This is a genomic window from Streptomyces sp. NPDC051677 (genome assembly GCF_044453465.1).
Lineage (GTDB): Bacteria > Actinomycetota > Actinomycetes > Streptomycetales > Streptomycetaceae > Streptomyces.
In genome coordinates this window covers 1-15,436 of sequence record NZ_JBITCT010000063.1, presented here as the reverse complement: position 1 = coordinate 15,436, position 15,436 = coordinate 1, and the positions used below count along the sequence as shown (strand labels likewise).

The window sequence follows — 15,436 nt, the reverse complement described above, 5'->3', positions numbered from 1 at the left end:
AAGCCGCCCTGAGGCCGCCCTGTCGGACCGATCAGCCCGCCAGGCCCAACTCCCTTGCGATCAGCATCCGTTGCACCTCGCTCGTGCCCTCCCCGATCTCCAGGATCTTGGAGTCGCGCCACATCCGGGCCACCGGGTACTCGTTCATGAAGCCGTACCCGCCGTGGACCTGTGTGGCGTCGCGGGCGTTGTCGACGGCGATCGTCGACGAGTAGAGCTTGGCGAGCGCCGCCTCCTTCTTGAAGGGCTCGCCGGACACCAGACGGGAGGCCGCGTCGCGCCAGGAGAGGCGGGCGGTGTGGGCCTTCATCTCCATGTCGGCGATCTTGAACTGGATGGCCTGGTTGGCGCCGATCGGACGGCCGAACGCGTGCCGTTCCTTCGCGTACTTCACCGACTCGTCCACACAGCCCTGCGCGAGCCCGGTGGCGAGGGCCGCGATGGCGATCCGGCCCTCGTCGAGGATCCGCAGGAACTGCGCGTACCCGCGGCCCTCTTCGCCCAGCAGGTTCGCCGCCGGGACCCGCACGTCGGCGAAGGACAGCTCACGGGTGTCCGAGGCGTTCCAGCCGACCTTCGAGTAGGGCGCGGCGACCGTGAAGCCCGGGGTGCCGGACGGGACGATGATCGCCGAGATCAGCGGTGCGCCGTCCGGCTTGCGGCCCGTCACCGCCGTGACCGTGACCAACCCCGTGACGTCCGTGCCCGAGTTGGTGATGAAGCACTTGGTGCCGTTGATCACCCACTCGTCGGTCTCCGGGTCGATCCGCGCCGTCGTCCGGGTCGCGCCCGCGTCCGAGCCGCCGTCCGGCTCCGTCAGCCCGAAAGCGCCCAGGATCTCGCCGGAGCACAGCCGCGGCAGCCACTGGCGCTTCTGCTCCTCGGTGCCGAACAGATGGATCGGCATCGCGCCCAGCGAGACGCCCGCCTCCAGCGTGATCGCCACGGACGAGTCGACGCGCGCCAACTCCTCCAACGCGATGCCGAGGGCGAGGTAGTCGCCGCCCATGCCGCCGTACTCCTCCGGGAACGGCAGCCCGAACAGGCCCATGCGGCCCATCTCGCGGACGATCTCGTACGGGAACTCGTGCCGCTCGTAGAAGTCGCCGATCTTGGGCGCGACGACGTCGTGCGCGAACTCCTCCACCGTACGGCGGAGTTCTTCGAGCTCGGGGGAGAGACGGTGGTCCATGGTGGATCACTCCTCGTGGGGCTGTGTTGTTTCGCCGAGTGCGCGGACGGTGCGGGACGGGCTGGGTCGGCCCAGTTGGCCGGCCATCCACTCGCTGGTGGCGACGAGACGGCCGAGGTCGACCCCGGTGTCGATGCCGAGGCCCTGAAGCATCCACACGAGGTCTTCGGTGGCGAGGTTGCCGGTGGCGGACTTGGCGAACGGGCAGCCGCCGAGACCGCCCGCCGAGGCGTCGACGACGGTGACGCCGTGCTGCAGCGCGGCGAGGGTGTTGGCGAGCGCCTGGCCGTAGGTGTCGTGGAAGTGCACGCCGATCACGTTCGTCGGCACGCCCCGCTCGTTGAGCGACGACAGCAGCTCCAGGACGTGGCCCGGGGTGGCGACGCCGATCGTGTCGCCCAGGCTCAGCTCGTCGCAGCCCATGTCCCGCAGCGCCGTGCAGACCCGCACGACCTGGTGCAGCGGGACCGACCCCTCCCACGGGTCGCCGAAGCACATCGACACATAGCCGCGTACGTGCGCGCCCTCGTCCTTCGCCCGCCGCACCAGCGGCTCGAACACCGCGAGCGACTCGTCCAGCGTGCGGTTGAGGTTGGCCTTCGCGAAGGACTCCGTGGCGCTGGCGAACACGGCTACGCGCCGCGCACCCAGCGCCAGCGCCCGGTCCAGCCCGCGTGCGTTCGGCACCAGGACCGGGAGCGCCACCGGCAGGCCGGAGACGAGCGGGAACAACTCCTCGGCGTCGGCGAGCTGCGGCACCCACCTGGGGTGGACGAAGCTCGTCGCCTCGATCGTCGTCAGGCCCGCGTCGGCCAGCCGGCGGACGAACTCCGCCTTCACGGCCGTCGGCACGGTCGACTTCTCGTTCTGCAGCCCGTCGCGCGCGCCGACCTCGTGGATCCTGATCCGCGCGGGCAGGTTCGGGGCCGGTACGACCATGGGGAGTGTCACTGGTCCTCCTCTGCCGATGCCGATGCCGAAGCCGATGCCGCTGTCTCTGCCGGCGCCTCGGTGGGAGCGATGACGGCGAGCACCTGGTCCATGGCGACCGTCGTCCCCGGGGTGACGTCCAGCTCGGCGACCGTGCCGGTGTGCGGCGCGGAGATCACGTGTTCCATCTTCATCGCCTCGACGACCAGCAGGCTCTGGCCCGCGGTCACCTCGTCGCCGACGGCGACCTTGACGACCGTCACCGTGCCGGGCATCGGCGCGGTCAGCGAGTCGGCGCCCGCGTGCCCGGCGCCGGACAGCGACGCGGCGACCGGATCATGGTCACGCACCTGCCAGGCGTCGCCGTCCCGCCCCAGCCAGGTGCCGTCCGGCAGCGCGACGAAGGTGTGACGGACGTCGTCGAGCCGGAAGCCGAACCGGTGTCCGGCCGCGCCCCGCGGGGGCACGCCCCCGGACCCCCGCAGGGGTCGGTCCGCGCCGGGCAGGAGCAGCTCCGCCGCGTCGCCCGGCGTGCTGCGCACGCGCACGGTCACCGGCTCGTGGCCGGCCGCCTGGAGGTGGTGCGGCGTCCAGGCCCGCTCACCGCCCAGGCGCCAGCCGTCGGCGGCGGCGAACGGGTCCGCCCAGCCGGAGCGGGAGCCGGAGCCGGAGCGGGCGTCGGTGTCGGAGGGGGCGTCGGTGTCGGGGGCGAGCGCGCCATGGCGCAGCAGCGCCGCCGCCGCGTAGACCTCCTGCGGCACCGTGTCCGAGATCAGCCCGGCCACCTCGCGCTCGACCAGCCCCGTGTCCAACTCGCCCGCCACCACCGCCGGATGGGCGAGGAGGCGGCGCAGGAAGCCCGCGTTGGTCTGCACGCCCAGCGTGACCGTCTCCGCGAGGGCCGCGCGGAGTTTCCTGAGCGCCGTCTCCCGGTCCGGGCCGTACGCGATCACCTTGGACAGCATCGGGTCGTACAGGCTGCCGACCTCGGTGCCCTCGCTGAGCCCGGAGTCGGTGCGCACGCCGTCGCCCTGCGGCTCATGCAGCTTGAGCACCGTCCCGCCGGAGGGCAGGAAGCCGCGCGTGGGGTCCTCGGCGCAGATCCGCGCCTCGACCGCGTGCCCGGTCAGCCGGACGTCCTGCTGTCCGAAGGACAGGGGCTCGCCGGCCGCGACCCGCAGCTGCCACTCCACCAAGTCGAGCCCGGTGACCAGCTCGGTGACCGGATGCTCCACCTGGAGCCGGGTGTTCATCTCCATGAAGAAGTACGACGACGGGTCCCGGCCGGGGACGATGAACTCCACCGTGCCCGCGCCCCGGTACCCGCAGGACCGCGCCGCCTGCACGGCCGCCTCGCCCATCGACGCGCGCGTGGCCTCGTCGAGAAGCACGCTCGGCGCCTCCTCGACGATCTTCTGGTGCCGGCGCTGCAGGGAGCACTCGCGCTCGCCCAGGTGCACCACGTTGCCGTGGCCGTCCGCCAGGACCTGGATCTCGATGTGCCGGGGCCGGTCCACCCACCGCTCGACGAGCAGAGTGTCGTCGCCGAAGGAGGCGCGGGCCTCGCGGCGGGCGGCCGCGATCTCGTCGGCCAGCAGTGCGGCGTCCCGCACCAGCCGCATGCCCTTGCCGCCGCCGCCCGCGCTCGGCTTCAGCAGCACGGGGACGCCGATCTCGTGGGCGGCGGCGACGAGCTGGTCGTCCGTCAGCCCGCTGCCGCTCGACCCCGGGACGACCGGCACCCCGGCCGCCCGCACGGTCTCCTTCGCCCGGATCTTGTCGCCCATGAGGGCGATGGCGTCGGCGGGCGGCCCGATGAAGACGAGCCCCGCGTCGCCGCACGCGCGCGCGAAGCCCGCGTTCTCCGCCAGGAAGCCGTACCCGGGATGGACGGCCTGTGCGCCCGTGCGCGCGGCGGCCTCCAGCAGCCGCTCCACGGACAGATAGCTCTCGGCCGCCGCGGCCGGACCGATCCGGACCGCCGTGTCGGCCTCCCGGACGTGCCGGGCGTCCGCGTCGGCGTCCGAGAAGACGGCCACCGAGCGCACGCCCATCGACCGCAGCGTCCGGATGACGCGGACGGCGATCTCGCCCCGGTTGGCCACAAGCACCGTGTCGAACATTGTCGTCATGCCCCTCACATCCGGAAGACGCCGAACTGGGGCTCGCCCAGGGGCGCGTTGGCGCAGGCGGTCAGTGCCAGCCCCAGCACCTGCCGGGTCTCCAGGGGATCGATGACCCCGTCGTCCCAGAGTCGGGCCGTCGCGTAATAGGCGTTCCCCTGGCGGTCGTACTGGGCGCGGATCGGATCCTTGAAGGCCTCCTCGTCCGCCGCGGGCCAGGACTCGCCGCGCGCCTCCAACTGGTCCCGCTTGACGGTCGCGAGCACCGACGCCGCCTGCTCGCCGCCCATGACGGAGATCTTGGCCCCCGGCCACATCCACAGGAAGCGGGGCGAGTAGGCCCGGCCGCACATGGAGTAGTTTCCGGCGCCGTACGACCCGCCGATCACGACCGTCAGCTTCGGCACGCGGGTGCACGCCACCGCCGTCACCATCTTGGCGCCGTGCTTGGCGATGCCCCCGGCCTCGTAGTCCCGCCCGACCATGAACCCGGAGATGTTCTGCAGGAACACCAGCGGGATCCCGCGCTGGTCGCACAGCTCGATGAAGTGGGCGCCCTTCTGGGCGGACTCGGAGAACAGGATGCCGTTGTTGGCGACGATGCCCACCGGGTGGCCGTGGATCCGGGCGAACCCGGTGACCAGGGTCTGCCCGAACTCGGCCTTGAACTCCGCGAACCGGGAGCCGTCGACCACGCGCGCGATGACCTCCCGTACGTCATAGGGGGTGCGGGAGTCGACCGGCACGGCGCCGTACAGCCCGAAGGGGTCCACCTTGGGCTCGACGGACGGGCGCACCTCCCAGGGGAGGGGCCCGCGCGCGGGGAGCGTGGAGACGATGTTCCGCACGATCCGCAGCGCGTGCGCGTCGTCCTCCGCGAGGTGGTCGGTCACGCCCGACACACGCGCGTGCACCTCGCCGCCGCCCAGTTCCTCCGCGGTGACGACCTCGCCGGTGGCGGCCTTCACCAGCGGGGGCCCGCCCAGGAAGATCGTCCCCTGGTTGCGCACGATGACGGCCTCGTCGCTCATGGCCGGGACGTACGCCCCGCCGGCCGTGCACGAGCCGAGGACGGCCGCGATCTGCGGGATGCCCGCCCCCGACATCCGGGCCTGGTTGTAGAAGATCCGCCCGAAGTGCTCCCGGTCGGGGAACACCTCGTCCTGCATCGGCAGGAAGGCGCCGCCGGAGTCGACCAGGTACAGACAGGGCAGGCGGTTCTCCAGCGCCACCTCCTGCGCGCGCAGGTGCTTCTTCACCGTCATCGGGTAGTAGGTGCCGCCCTTGACGGTGGCGTCGTTGGCGACGATCACACACACGCGCCCGGAGACCCGCCCGATCCCGGCGATGACCCCGGCGGCCGGGGCCTGCCCGTCGTACATCCCGTCGGCGGCCAGCGGCGCGAGCTCCAGGAAGGGCGACCCCGGGTCCAGAAGGGCGTCGACCCGGTCCCGGGGCAACAGCTTCCCGCGCGCGGTATGGCGGGCCCGCGCCTTCTCCCCGCCGCCCAGCCGGGCCGCGGCGAGCTTGCCGCGCAGCTCCTCGACGAGGACGCGGTGCGCGTCCTCGTTGGCCTGCCAGGCCTCCGACGCGGGATCCCCCGCGCTCGTCAGCTCCGGTGCCTGCTCCATCCTGCGGTTCCCCTCACCCGTGAGACCCGTAGACCCGTGAGACCCGTAGATCCGTGAGACCCGCTGGTCGCCCGTGATCGCCCGTGCTCGGCTGTTAATGAGCGTTAACCATCCCCTTTAGGTTAACGACCGCTAACCTCCCTGTCTAGAATCGTCTTCATGGCCACGAGAACCGACGCCCCCACCCGCCGCGAGCAGATCCTCAAGGAGGCCGCGCGGCTGTTCGCCGAGCGCGGGTTCCACGGCGTCGGCGTGGACGAGATAGGGGCCGCGGTCGGTATCAGCGGTCCGGGGCTGTACCGGCACTTCCCCGGCAAGGACGCGATGCTCGCCGAGCTGCTGGTCGGCATCAGCGGCCGACTGCTGACAGGTGCGAAACGGCGCCTCCAGGAGGCCGACGGCGGGCCCTTCGAGGCGGTCCTCGACTCGCTCATCGAGGGGCACATCGACTTCGCCCTCGACGACCGCCCTCTGATCACCCTGCACGACCGCGAGCTGGACCGCCTCCGGGACAGCGACCGCAAGCTGGTGCGCCAGCTCCAGCGGCAGTACGTGGAACTGTGGGTGGAGGTCGTCCGCGAGGTCTACCCTGCGTTGACGGAGCCGACGGCCCGTTCGGCGGTGCACTCCGTCTTCGGCCTGCTGAACTCCACCCCCCACCTGGGCCGCCCGGGTTCGCTGCCGGGCCGCGGCGTGACGGCGGAACTGCTGCACCGTATGGCCAGGGGGGCCTTCGCGGCGGCCGGAGCGGAGTGACGAGCGTTACGGGATCACCTCTGGACGCCCTCCCTACCCGCCGGTATTTTGATTGTCTGAGCAAGCGCTTAGACGAGTACCCCAGGAGGTGGCGGCGGTGCGCCGTACGGTGTTCAACGAGGACCACGAGGCGTTCCGGGAGACCCTCCGGGCCTTCATCGAGGCCGAGGTCGTCCCCGTGTACGACGAGTGGTTCGCCGCCGGCCAGGCGCCGCGCGACTTCTACTACAAGCTCGCCGAGCTGGGCGTCTTCGGCATCCGCGTCGACGAGGAGTACGGCGGCGCCGGCATCGACTCCTACAAGTTCGAGGCCGTCCTGTACGAGGAGACCGCCCGTGCGGGTGTCTCCTTCGGCGGCTCCGGCGTGCACGTACTGCTCGGCCTGCCCTACATCAAGCTGCTCGCCACCGACGAGCAGAAGAAGCGCTTCCTGCCGAAGTTCGTCTCCGGCGAGGAGATGTGGGCGATCGCGATGACCGAGCCGGGCACCGGCTCCGACCTCGCCGGCATGAAGAGCACCGCCAAGCTCTCCGAGGACGGCACGCACTACGTCCTCAACGGCTCCAAGACCTTCATCACCGGCGGCGTCCACGCCGACCGCATGATCGTCTGCGCCCGTACCTCCGCGCCCAGCGCCGAGGACCGCCGCCACGGCATATCCCTCTTCGTCGTGGACACCAAGGCCGAGGGCTACTCCGTCGGCCGCAAGCTCGACAAGCTCGGCCTGAAGACCTCCGACACCGCCGAGCTCGCGTTCGTCGACGTCAAGGTGCCCGTCGAGGACCTCCTCGGCGAGGAGAACAAGGGCTTCTACTACCTCGGCCACAACCTCGCCTCCGAGCGCTGGGGCATCGCCTACGGCGCGTACGCGCAGGCCAAGGCCGCCGTGCGGTTCGCCAAGCAGTACGTGCAGGAGCGCACCGTCTTCGGCCAGCCCGTCGCGCACTTCCAGAACACCAAGTTCGAGCTGGCCGCCTGCCAGGCCGAGGTGGACGCGGCCGAGGCCGTCGCCGACCGCGCCACGGAGGCCCTGGACGCGGGCGAGCTGACCCCCGCCGAGGCCGCCAGCGCCAAGCTGTTCTGCACCGAGGTCGCGCACCGCGTCATCGACCGCTGCCTCCAGCTGCACGGCGGCTACGGCTTCATGAACGAGTACCCGATCGCCCGCCTGTACGCGGACAACCGCGTCAACCGGATCTACGGCGGCACCAGCGAGATCATGAAGACGATCATCGCCAAGGACATGGGCCTGTAAGGCCCGCGAAACCCCAGGAAATGACCGGCGGGTACAACTGTCTGCCATGAGCCAGGCACTTCAGGATCTCCTCGATCTGCTCGACCTCGAACAGATCGAGGAGAACATCTTCCGCGGCCGGTCCCGGTCCGCCGTCGTCCCGCGCGTCTTCGGCGGGCAGGTCGCGGCCCAGGCGCTGGTCGCCGCCGGACGGACGGTCCCCGAGGACCGTCTCGCCCACTCCCTGCACGCGTATTTCCTGCGCACGGGCGACCCTGGCGCGCCCATCGTCTACACGGTCGACCAGATGAACGACGGCCGTTCCTTCACCGCGCGCCGCGTCGTCGCCGTCCAGCACGGACAGCCGATCTTCGCGCTGTCCGCGTCCTTCCAGCGGTACGAGGAGGGCTTCGAGCACCAGGCCCCCATGCCGCCCGCCCCGGACCCGGTCACGCTCCCCACCTCCGAGGAGCGACTGCGCGGCTACGACCACCTGGCGCCCGAGATCGTCGAGAGGTTCCTGGAGGCCCGCGAGGCGGTCGACCTGCGCTACGTCGACGAGCCGCCGTACGGCCGGTACGGCGAGCCGCGTGAGCCGCACTCCCAGGTGTGGTTCCGCGCCAACGGCAAGCTGGCCGACGACCCGCTCCTGCACGTCGTCCTCGCCACCTACGTCTCCGACATGACGCTCCTGGACTCGATCCTCCTCGCGCACGGCCGCGGCGGCTGGGCCGTCGGCGACGTCGTGGGCGCCTCCCTGGACCACGCGATGTGGTTCCACCGCCCGTTCCGCGCCGACGAATGGCTCCTCTACGACCAGGAGTCTCCGTCCGCGCACGGCGGCCGGGGCCTCGGCCAGGCCCGCATCTACACCCAGGACGGCCGCCTCGCGGTATCGGTGGTCCAGGAGGGCGTGGTCCGCGCCCCCCGACCCCGCGACTGACCCGCCGTCCTCCGGGCCGGCCGTCGCCCGGGCCGGGCCGCCCGCGAACCGGCTTGCAGCCGAGCGTCCTACAGGCCGGCCTCTGCCAGCAGGTACGCGACCATCGGGTCGTAGTGGCGCGGGCTGACGACGTGGTCGTCCAGGGGGACCGCCACCTGGACGACGCCCTCCGCCTCGCCGATGAACAGCGCCGGGTCGTTGCAGTCGGCGTACCCGACGGAGTCCACGCCGTGCCGCCCGGCGTAGCCCGCCCAGCCGTGGTCGGCGACGACCAGGTCCGGCAGCGGGCGCCCCTCGCGCTCCAGCGCCGTCAGGATGGCCTTCATCGGCTCGCCCGAGTGGGTGTGCCACAGCGAGGCCCCGTGCTCCAGCACCGCCACGTCCGCGAGCTGCCAGACATACCCCTCGTCCGTCTGCAGCCCCTCCGGGATGACGACGATCTCGCAGCCGGCCGCGCGCAGGGCGGCGGCCGTGGCACGGTGCACGTCGAGCAGCCCGCCCGGGTGGCCGGTGGCGAACAGCACCCGCTGCCGCCCCTCGGCCGCCTTGCGCAGCCGCGCCGCCAGCCGGTCCAGGCCGTCGACCGTCAGCTCGGGGTCGATGGTGTCCTGGCCGTACCGGTACTCGGGATCGTCATTGACTCCCACCCGCTCCGCCATCACCGCGAGCACGTCCTGCTCGTCGCTCCAGCGGTCGCCGAGTTCCAGCCCGAGCCAGAAGTTGCGCACGCCGTTCGCGAGTTGGCGGTAGTGGGAGAGGTTGTTCTCGCGAGGCGTGGCGACGTCCCCGGCGATACGGGTTCTGACGAGGTGGTCGACGAGTTCGGCGCGGCTGGGCGTCCCGGGTATCGGCATAACTCCCATTGTGAGGCAGCCGACTGTGCGCGTCCTGGCTGTTCCGGACGCTGGGACACGCGTCACTCGATGTACGTTCCCTCCACTCCGCGGCTCGCAGCTGGACGAAACGTACAGTTCGCAGTCGCTTTCCCGCTGCCTAGGGTCGATGGGGCGTCATCGGTACAGTCGCAAGAGAAGCAGTACATACGCGATAAAGCGTAAGAAAGAGGCATTTGACCATGAGTGGCAACGAGACTCCCCGCGGCCCTGTCGACTCCTCCCGCATCCCGAGGTACGCCGGCCCCGCGACCTTCGCCCGGCTGCCCCGCCTCGACGAGGTCGGCCGCGCCGACGTCGCCGTGGTGGGCGTGCCGTTCGACTCGGGCGTCTCGTACCGGCCGGGCGCCCGCTTCGGCGGCAACGCCATCCGCGAGGCGTCCCGGCTGCTGCGCCCGTACAACCCCGCGCAGGACGCCTCCCCCTTCGCCCTCGCCCAGGTCGCCGACGCCGGCGACATCGCCGCGAACCCCTTCGACATCAACGAGGCCGTCGACGCCGTCGAGGCCGCCGCGGACGACCTGCTGGGCACGGGCGCGCGCCTGATGACCCTGGGCGGCGACCACACCATCGCGCTGCCGCTGCTCAGGTCCGTCGCGAAGAAGCACGGCCCGGTCGCGCTGCTCCACTTCGACGCGCACCTCGACACCTGGGACACGTACTTCGGCGCGGAGTACACGCACGGGACGCCGTTCCGCCGGGCGGTGGAGGAGGGGATCCTCGACACGGAGGCACTTTCCCACGTCGGCATCCGCGGCCCGCTCTACGGCAAGCAGGACCTCGACGACGACGAGAAGATGGGCTTCGGCATCGTCACCTCGGCGGACGTCTACCGCCGCGGCGCGGACGAGGTCGCCGACCAGCTGCGGCAGCGCATCGGCGACCGCCCCCTCTACATCTCCATCGACATCGACTGCCTCGACCCGGCGCACGCGCCCGGCACGGGCACGCCGGAGGCGGGCGGCATGACGTCGCGCGAACTCCTGGAGATCCTGCGCGGCCTCGCGTCCTGCAACCTGGTCTCGGCAGACGTAGTCGAGGTGGCCCCCGCGTACGATCACGCGGAGATCACGTCGGTGGCCGCGTCCCACACGGCGTACGAACTGACCACGATCATGTCCCGCCAGATCGCCGAGGCCCGCAAGGAGAACGAGCGCACGTGACCCACGACCACGACCTGGAACTCCGCCCGACGGCCGCGCAGACGGAGGCGGCACTGAACCCCCCGCCGGGCCGCAACGGGGGAGACCTGGTCGTGGAAACGCTGTCCGGCCTGGGCGCGACGACGGTGTTCGGCCTGCCCGGCCAGCACGCGCTCGGCATCTTCGACGCCCTGCGCCGCTCCTCGCTGCGCTACATCGGCCTGCGGGTGGAGAACAACGCGGGCTTCGCGGCGGACGCGTACGGCCGCATCACCGGCGAGGCCGCCCCGCTGCTCCTCTCGACGGGCCCGGGCGCTCTGACGTCGTTGGCCGCGCTCCAGGAGGCGGCGGCTGCCTCGGCGCCGGTGCTGGCGATCAGCAGCCAGATCCCGACGGCGGGCCTGGGCGGCGGCCGCCACGGCTATCTGCACGAACTCCCGGACCAGGCGGCCTCGTTCCGGGGCGTGGTGAAGTCGGTCCACCAGGTCCGCACCCAGTCACAGATCCCGTCGGCGATCGCGGAGGCCTGGAAGTCGGCGCTGACGGCGCCGCACGGCCCGGTGTGGGTGGAGATCCCCCAGGACGTCCTCCTCGCCGAGACGATGCTGCCCGTGGTGACGGCACCGGACGCGACCCCGGAGGAACTGGTCCCCCGCCCCGAACTGACGGCCCTGGCAGCCCACTTGCTGTCCAGCGCCGCCCGTCCGGCGATCATCGCGGGCGGCGGAGTGGTGAGGGCGGACGCGTCCCGCAAGCTGCGACAGCTGGCGGAGAAGATCAACGCCCCCGTCGTCACGACCTTCGGCGGCAAGGGCGCGTTCCCGTGGACGCACCCCCTCTCCCTCCAGTCCTGGCTGGAGGACCGCCACACGACGGACTTTCTGGAGGACGCGGACGTCCTGCTGGTCGTGGGTTCGGGCCTGGGCGAACTGTCGTCCAACTACCACACGTTCAAGCCACGAGGCAGGATCATCCAGATCGAGGCCGACCTCGGCAAACTGGAGTCCAACCACCCGGCGCTGGGCATCCACGCGGACGCGAGACTGGCACTGCAGGCGCTGCTGGAAACGGTGGAGGACCGCCCGGACGAAACGGCGAGGAACCGGGTGGGAGAACTCCTGACGAAGGTGGCCGACCGCATCGCCGCCCAGGAACTCCCCCTGGAACAGGGCCTGTTGAAGTCGATCCGCCGAGCCCTCCCCGCCGACTCCCCGTCCTTCTGGGACATGACGATCCTGTCCTACTGGGCCTGGTCGGCCTTCGACCCGGAGTCCCCCAACACCATGCACTCGGCCCAGGGCGCCGGCGGCCTCGGCTACGCCTTCCCGGCAGCCCTGGGCGCGGCGGCGGCCGACCCGACCTGCCCGGTCCTGGCGGTCTCGGGCGACGGCGGCGCGCTGTACTCCATCGCGGAGCTGGCGACAGCGAAGCAGTACGCCCTGCCCGTCACCTGGCTGATCATCGACGACGGCGGCTACGGCATCCTCCGCGAATACATGACAGCCGCCTTCGGCGAAACAGCGACGACGGCGACGGAACTGACCCGCCCGGACTTTGTGGAGCTGGCGGAGTCGTTCGGGGTACCGGGGGTGCGGACGTCTCCGGGGACCTTGGAGACGGACCTGACGAAGGCCCTGTCGGAGCCCGGTCCGTCGGTGCTCGTACTCCCGGCGGTACTACGGATGTTCGCGCCTACGCACCTGGACTGACTCCTACGTCACCGCGAGTTCGGCCCAGGGGTGCGCGCACGGGCGGCCCTGTCGCCGCTCGCGCAGTTCCGCCCACACGGTCTTGCCCGGGGCGGCCGGGCGAGGGCTGACGCCCCAGTCGTCCGCGAGGGCGGCGACGAGGAGCAGGCCGCGGCCGGACTCGGATGCGGAGTCGGGGGTCGGGGGAATGGATGGGGGCTGTTTCTCGGCGCGGGTGTCGGTCACCTCGATGCGGAAGGTGTTCTCGGCCAGGGTGAGTTGGAGGTGAAAGTCCCGGCCGGGGACGTGGCCGTGGCGTACGGCGTTGGCGGTGAGTTCAGCTGTGATGAGGGTGAGCGTCTCGTTCACCGGGGTTGCGTAGGGGTGGCCCCAGTCGTCCAGGCGGTGCGAGACCAGTCGGCGGGCGAGGCGGGCGCCGCGCGGTGTTGAGGTGAAGCGCATGGCGAACTCGCGTTCGGGTGCGAGGCGCTGTGGCATATGCCCGTTCGGGGGAGTTGCTGACTTCATGGGGTCAACGGTCGGGGACTCTGCGTAGCGTTGACCAGGAGCGACGTGCTGACGGGTGCGGGCTGTACGCGTGGGCGGAGCGCTTGTGTGTGGTGTCGGGCGTGACCGGTTTCCTGGCCCTGCGTTGGGCGGGCGGAGTCCGGTGGCCGGGATGGTCGTACGGGAGGAGTCGCGGCGTGGACGACGAGGTTCAGCAGCCGGAGTACGAGGTCGGAACGGGCATGCTGTGCGTGTTCGGGCGGCAACTGAAGCTGTTCCGGGAGCAGGCTGGGATCGACCGGGCGAAGTTCGGGTCACTGACCGGGTACTCGGCCTCGACGATCGCGGCGTTCGAGCAGGCGAGACGTATTCCGCCGCCGAAGTTCATCGACCAGGCGGATGAAGTGCTGGGAGCGGGTGGGGTGTTGAGCACAGGCAAGGAGGAGGTGGCTCGGGCCCAGTATCCGGCGTTCTTCCGGGATGCGGCCAAGTTGGAGGCCGAGGCGGTGGAGCTTTATGTGTACGACACCCACGTGGTCAACGGCCTGTTGCAGACAGAGGAGTACACGCGGGCTCTGCTGGGGATGCGGCGTCCACTGCTGGACGAGGCGACCATCGAGCAACGTGTTGCAGCGCGGCTCGCACGACAGGAGATCTTCGACAGGTGGCCTGCTCCGTTGCTGAGCTTCGTCATGGAGGAGCCGGTTGTACGGCGGCTGCTCGGCGGTGAGCAGGTATGGCGCGGACAGCTTGAGCAGTTGCTTTTGCTCGGTCAGAAGCGGAACGTCGAGCTTCAGGTGATGCCGCTCGACCGCGAGGACAATGCGGGTGTCGATGGCGCGTTCACCTTGCTGACGCCAAGACAGGGGCAACAGGTCGGTTACATGGAGGCTCAAGGACGGAGCACACTGGTCACGGAGCGGGACGCGGTCCACGCGCTTTCCGCGCGCTATGGGATCATCCGAGCGCAGGCTCTCACCCCAAGTGAGTCCCTGGCCTTCATCGAGAAGCTGTTGGGAGAGAGATGAACGCTGAAGCAAAGCGCGGCCCCGCGTCTGCGCTTGTCTGGGCCAAGAGCAGCTACAGCGGCGCTGAGGGCGGTCAGTGTGTCGAAGTGGCTGCCACCCCCGCCAGGGTCCACGTCCGCGACTCAAAGGACACAACCCGCGCCGCACTCGCCGTAGACCCCACGGCGTGGACCGCGTTCGTCGAGTTCGCGGCCCTCTGACAGAGGCGGCACCGATGGCAGGGCCTTCCGGTGAGAGTGTGCTCGCCGAGGGCCCTGCGCGGTCGCCTTCCGCGAGTGTCCACGGAATAGGGCAAAGCCCGGACCATGTCCGGGCTGATCCTGATGGGCGCACCGGTCTACGACTCGTCCACTGGCCGATTCCTACAACATTTGCCGACCTGGCGCACCACCACTGCCACCGGTACATGGGCAACACCGCGACGACGTGAACACGGCCGCCTGACACGCCTCAGGGAGATCCACGCCTCGCCAACTGAACGGGCCCCGGCCGGGGCCCGTTCAGTTGGCAGCGGATTCAGGGCTGACGCGCCGCATCGTGCAGTCGGTCATGCGCTGCCCTCAGCAGGCCCTGTGACCATTCCGCCCGAGTGGCTCCCTCGGGTGGTCTCATCGACTCGGCGTGGCTGGCGCCCAATGCGCGGGCGATCGCCTCCCCCGCGAGACGCTGCACGAGGTCGTCGTCATACTCACCGCGGCCTTCCTCGGCGAGCTTCAGGAGGGTGCGGAGGAGTTCGGCGTCGAACCCGTCGTGCAGGATCTCCCCCGCCCCCGAGACCGCGGCCATGAACGCGTCGTCACTCAGGTCCCACTCTGGGGAGCCAAGCAACTCGAGGATGTGCTTCCGGTACTTCGCTCCCACTCTCCAGTGCCCGGTGAGCACCTGGACGGCGAGCGCCGCGACCTCTGGGTCCTCGGGGTGAACCAGATACTCGGCGACCAGCGATTCGTATGCCGGACCTCCTGCGCGGGCTACTGCGTACAACAGTTGGTAGAGGTCTCGGCCGGCCCGGCCCTCGGAAATGATTTGGGCGATCTCCTTCACCTCTCGTTGCGGGATGGATCCGTCCTTCGCTCGCGCGATGAGCTGCCGCCGGTACTCGTCATGCGTCATTTTCATGCCCTACTCACCCCCTGGGGACGAACTGCTCGGAATAGTCCAGCATCCTGCTGGCCCGTCCCAGGTCTGCGACGAGAAGTTCACGCTCGGCACCACCCGTCTTGGGATGGGCCAGCTTCTTGTTGATGTCACCGATTGTCTTGAGCAGGCCGTTCTGAGTGGACGTTAAGTCCGATCTTCCCCGGTTCGTGATCGCTCGATCGTGGGACTGATACTCGTCCGGGGCGACTGCTCGTCATGCCCATGCTGG

15 protein-coding genes are annotated in these 15,436 nt (G+C 70.6%); 7 read left to right on the top strand and 8 right to left on the bottom strand.

Annotation, left to right across the window (positions count from 1 at the left end; all coding sequences use genetic code 11):
• Nucleotides 1-31: 31 nt before the first annotated feature.
• Genes ACIBAF_RS43125 through ACIBAF_RS43110 form a run of 4 tightly spaced genes read right to left on the bottom strand, consistent with a single transcriptional unit; the run spans nucleotide 32 to nucleotide 5,876 of the window.
• Entirely contained in the window at nucleotides 32-1,192 is a 1,161-nt protein-coding gene (locus ACIBAF_RS43125; RefSeq protein ID WP_399471213.1) for an acyl-CoA dehydrogenase family protein, read from the bottom strand.
• Between the two features lie 6 nt (nucleotides 1,193-1,198).
• Nucleotides 1,199-2,131, bottom strand: a complete 933-nt coding sequence (locus ACIBAF_RS43120) for a hydroxymethylglutaryl-CoA lyase (RefSeq protein ID WP_399471259.1) — start codon at nucleotides 2,129-2,131, stop codon at nucleotides 1,199-1,201.
• An 8-nt stretch (nucleotides 2,132-2,139) separates the two neighbouring features.
• Complete coding sequence (locus tag ACIBAF_RS43115) at nucleotides 2,140-4,245, bottom strand: acetyl/propionyl/methylcrotonyl-CoA carboxylase subunit alpha (RefSeq protein WP_399471257.1); 2,106 nt, start codon at nucleotides 4,243-4,245, stop codon at nucleotides 2,140-2,142.
• 14 nt (nucleotides 4,246-4,259) lie between these two features.
• Nucleotides 4,260-5,876: a carboxyl transferase domain-containing protein gene (locus ACIBAF_RS43110; RefSeq protein WP_399471211.1), complete on the bottom strand. Its 1,617-nt coding sequence runs from the start codon at nucleotides 5,874-5,876 to the stop codon at nucleotides 4,260-4,262.
• A gap of 159 nt (nucleotides 5,877-6,035) precedes the next feature.
• Here ACIBAF_RS43110 and ACIBAF_RS43105 point away from each other — a divergent pair, with 159 nt between their 5' ends.
• From ACIBAF_RS43105 to ACIBAF_RS43095, 3 genes are all read left to right on the top strand, one after another.
• Nucleotides 6,036-6,632: a TetR/AcrR family transcriptional regulator gene (locus ACIBAF_RS43105; RefSeq protein WP_399471209.1), complete on the top strand. Its 597-nt coding sequence runs from the start codon at nucleotides 6,036-6,038 to the stop codon at nucleotides 6,630-6,632.
• 97 nt (nucleotides 6,633-6,729) lie between these two features.
• Nucleotides 6,730-7,887: an acyl-CoA dehydrogenase family protein gene (locus ACIBAF_RS43100; RefSeq protein ID WP_399471207.1), complete on the top strand. Its 1,158-nt coding sequence runs from the start codon at nucleotides 6,730-6,732 to the stop codon at nucleotides 7,885-7,887.
• 46 nt (nucleotides 7,888-7,933) lie between these two features.
• Nucleotides 7,934-8,809 carry an acyl-CoA thioesterase gene (locus ACIBAF_RS43095; RefSeq protein WP_399471205.1) on the top strand — a complete coding sequence of 292 codons (876 nt, stop codon included), beginning with the start codon at nucleotides 7,934-7,936 and terminating at the stop codon, nucleotides 8,807-8,809.
• A gap of 68 nt (nucleotides 8,810-8,877) precedes the next feature.
• On the opposite strand, the gene ACIBAF_RS43090 is transcribed toward ACIBAF_RS43095, so the two are convergent.
• Nucleotides 8,878-9,663 (bottom strand): phosphatase, encoded by a 786-nt coding sequence (locus ACIBAF_RS43090; RefSeq protein WP_399471203.1) that lies wholly within the window; start codon nucleotides 9,661-9,663, stop codon nucleotides 8,878-8,880.
• 221 nt (nucleotides 9,664-9,884) lie between these two features.
• Between ACIBAF_RS43090 and speB the strand changes: the two genes are divergently transcribed.
• Nucleotides 9,885-10,865 carry an agmatinase gene (gene speB, locus ACIBAF_RS43085; RefSeq protein WP_399471201.1) on the top strand — a complete coding sequence of 327 codons (981 nt, stop codon included), beginning with the start codon at nucleotides 9,885-9,887 and terminating at the stop codon, nucleotides 10,863-10,865.
• Complete coding sequence (locus ACIBAF_RS43080) at nucleotides 10,862-12,553, top strand: thiamine pyrophosphate-binding protein (RefSeq protein WP_399471199.1); 1,692 nt, start codon at nucleotides 10,862-10,864, stop codon at nucleotides 12,551-12,553. The genes speB and ACIBAF_RS43080 overlap by 4 nt, the downstream gene beginning before the upstream one ends.
• 3 nt (nucleotides 12,554-12,556) lie before the next feature.
• Here the strand turns inward: ACIBAF_RS43080 and ACIBAF_RS43075 are convergent, their stop codons facing one another.
• A complete protein-coding gene (locus ACIBAF_RS43075) occupies nucleotides 12,557-13,060 on the bottom strand; it encodes an ATP-binding protein (protein WP_399471197.1) in 504 nt (167 codons plus the stop codon).
• Nucleotides 13,061-13,236: 176 nt separating this feature from the next.
• Here ACIBAF_RS43075 and ACIBAF_RS43070 point away from each other — a divergent pair, with 176 nt between their 5' ends.
• Together ACIBAF_RS43070 and ACIBAF_RS43065 are read left to right on the top strand one after the other, a co-directional pair.
• A complete protein-coding gene (locus ACIBAF_RS43070) occupies nucleotides 13,237-14,067 on the top strand; it encodes a helix-turn-helix domain-containing protein (RefSeq protein WP_399471195.1) in 831 nt (276 codons plus the stop codon).
• Nucleotides 14,064-14,267, top strand: a complete 204-nt coding sequence (locus ACIBAF_RS43065) for a DUF397 domain-containing protein (RefSeq protein ID WP_399471193.1) — start codon at nucleotides 14,064-14,066, stop codon at nucleotides 14,265-14,267. Before ACIBAF_RS43070 ends, ACIBAF_RS43065 begins: the two co-directional genes overlap by 4 nt.
• A gap of 316 nt (nucleotides 14,268-14,583) precedes the next feature.
• On the opposite strand, the gene ACIBAF_RS43060 is transcribed toward ACIBAF_RS43065, so the two are convergent.
• Nucleotides 14,584-15,186 (bottom strand): hypothetical protein, encoded by a 603-nt coding sequence (locus tag ACIBAF_RS43060; RefSeq protein WP_399471191.1) that lies wholly within the window; start codon nucleotides 15,184-15,186, stop codon nucleotides 14,584-14,586.
• Between the two features lie 7 nt (nucleotides 15,187-15,193).
• The gene (locus tag ACIBAF_RS43055; protein WP_399471255.1) at nucleotides 15,194-15,379 is read right to left on the bottom strand and encodes a polymorphic toxin type 28 domain-containing protein; all 186 of its coding nucleotides are present in this window, start codon (nucleotides 15,377-15,379) and stop codon (nucleotides 15,194-15,196) included.
• Nucleotides 15,380-15,436: the final 57 nt, after the last annotated feature.

What these genes read in the sequence shown, in the direction of transcription:
- ACIBAF_RS43110 (WP_399471211.1), bottom strand. Translation starts at nt 5,876, where the DNA reads ATGGAGCAGGCACCGGAGCTGACGAGCGCGGGGGATCCCGCGTCGGAG.
- ACIBAF_RS43075 (WP_399471197.1), bottom strand. Translation starts at nt 13,060, where the DNA reads ATGAAGTCAGCAACTCCCCCGAACGGGCATATGCCACAGCGCCTCGCA.
- ACIBAF_RS43060 (WP_399471191.1), bottom strand. Translation starts at nt 15,186, where the DNA reads ATGAAAATGACGCATGACGAGTACCGGCGGCAGCTCATCGCGCGAGCG.
- ACIBAF_RS43065 (WP_399471193.1), top strand. Translation starts at nt 14,064, where the DNA reads ATGAACGCTGAAGCAAAGCGCGGCCCCGCGTCTGCGCTTGTCTGGGCC.
- speB (WP_399471201.1), top strand. Translation starts at nt 9,885, where the DNA reads ATGAGTGGCAACGAGACTCCCCGCGGCCCTGTCGACTCCTCCCGCATC.
- ACIBAF_RS43090 (WP_399471203.1), bottom strand. Translation starts at nt 9,663, where the DNA reads ATGCCGATACCCGGGACGCCCAGCCGCGCCGAACTCGTCGACCACCTC.
- ACIBAF_RS43105 (WP_399471209.1), top strand. Translation starts at nt 6,036, where the DNA reads ATGGCCACGAGAACCGACGCCCCCACCCGCCGCGAGCAGATCCTCAAG.
- ACIBAF_RS43115 (WP_399471257.1), bottom strand. Translation starts at nt 4,245, where the DNA reads ATGTTCGACACGGTGCTTGTGGCCAACCGGGGCGAGATCGCCGTCCGC.
- ACIBAF_RS43120 (WP_399471259.1), bottom strand. Translation starts at nt 2,131, where the DNA reads ATGGTCGTACCGGCCCCGAACCTGCCCGCGCGGATCAGGATCCACGAG.
- ACIBAF_RS43095 (WP_399471205.1), top strand. Translation starts at nt 7,934, where the DNA reads ATGAGCCAGGCACTTCAGGATCTCCTCGATCTGCTCGACCTCGAACAG.
- ACIBAF_RS43125 (WP_399471213.1), bottom strand. Translation starts at nt 1,192, where the DNA reads ATGGACCACCGTCTCTCCCCCGAGCTCGAAGAACTCCGCCGTACGGTG.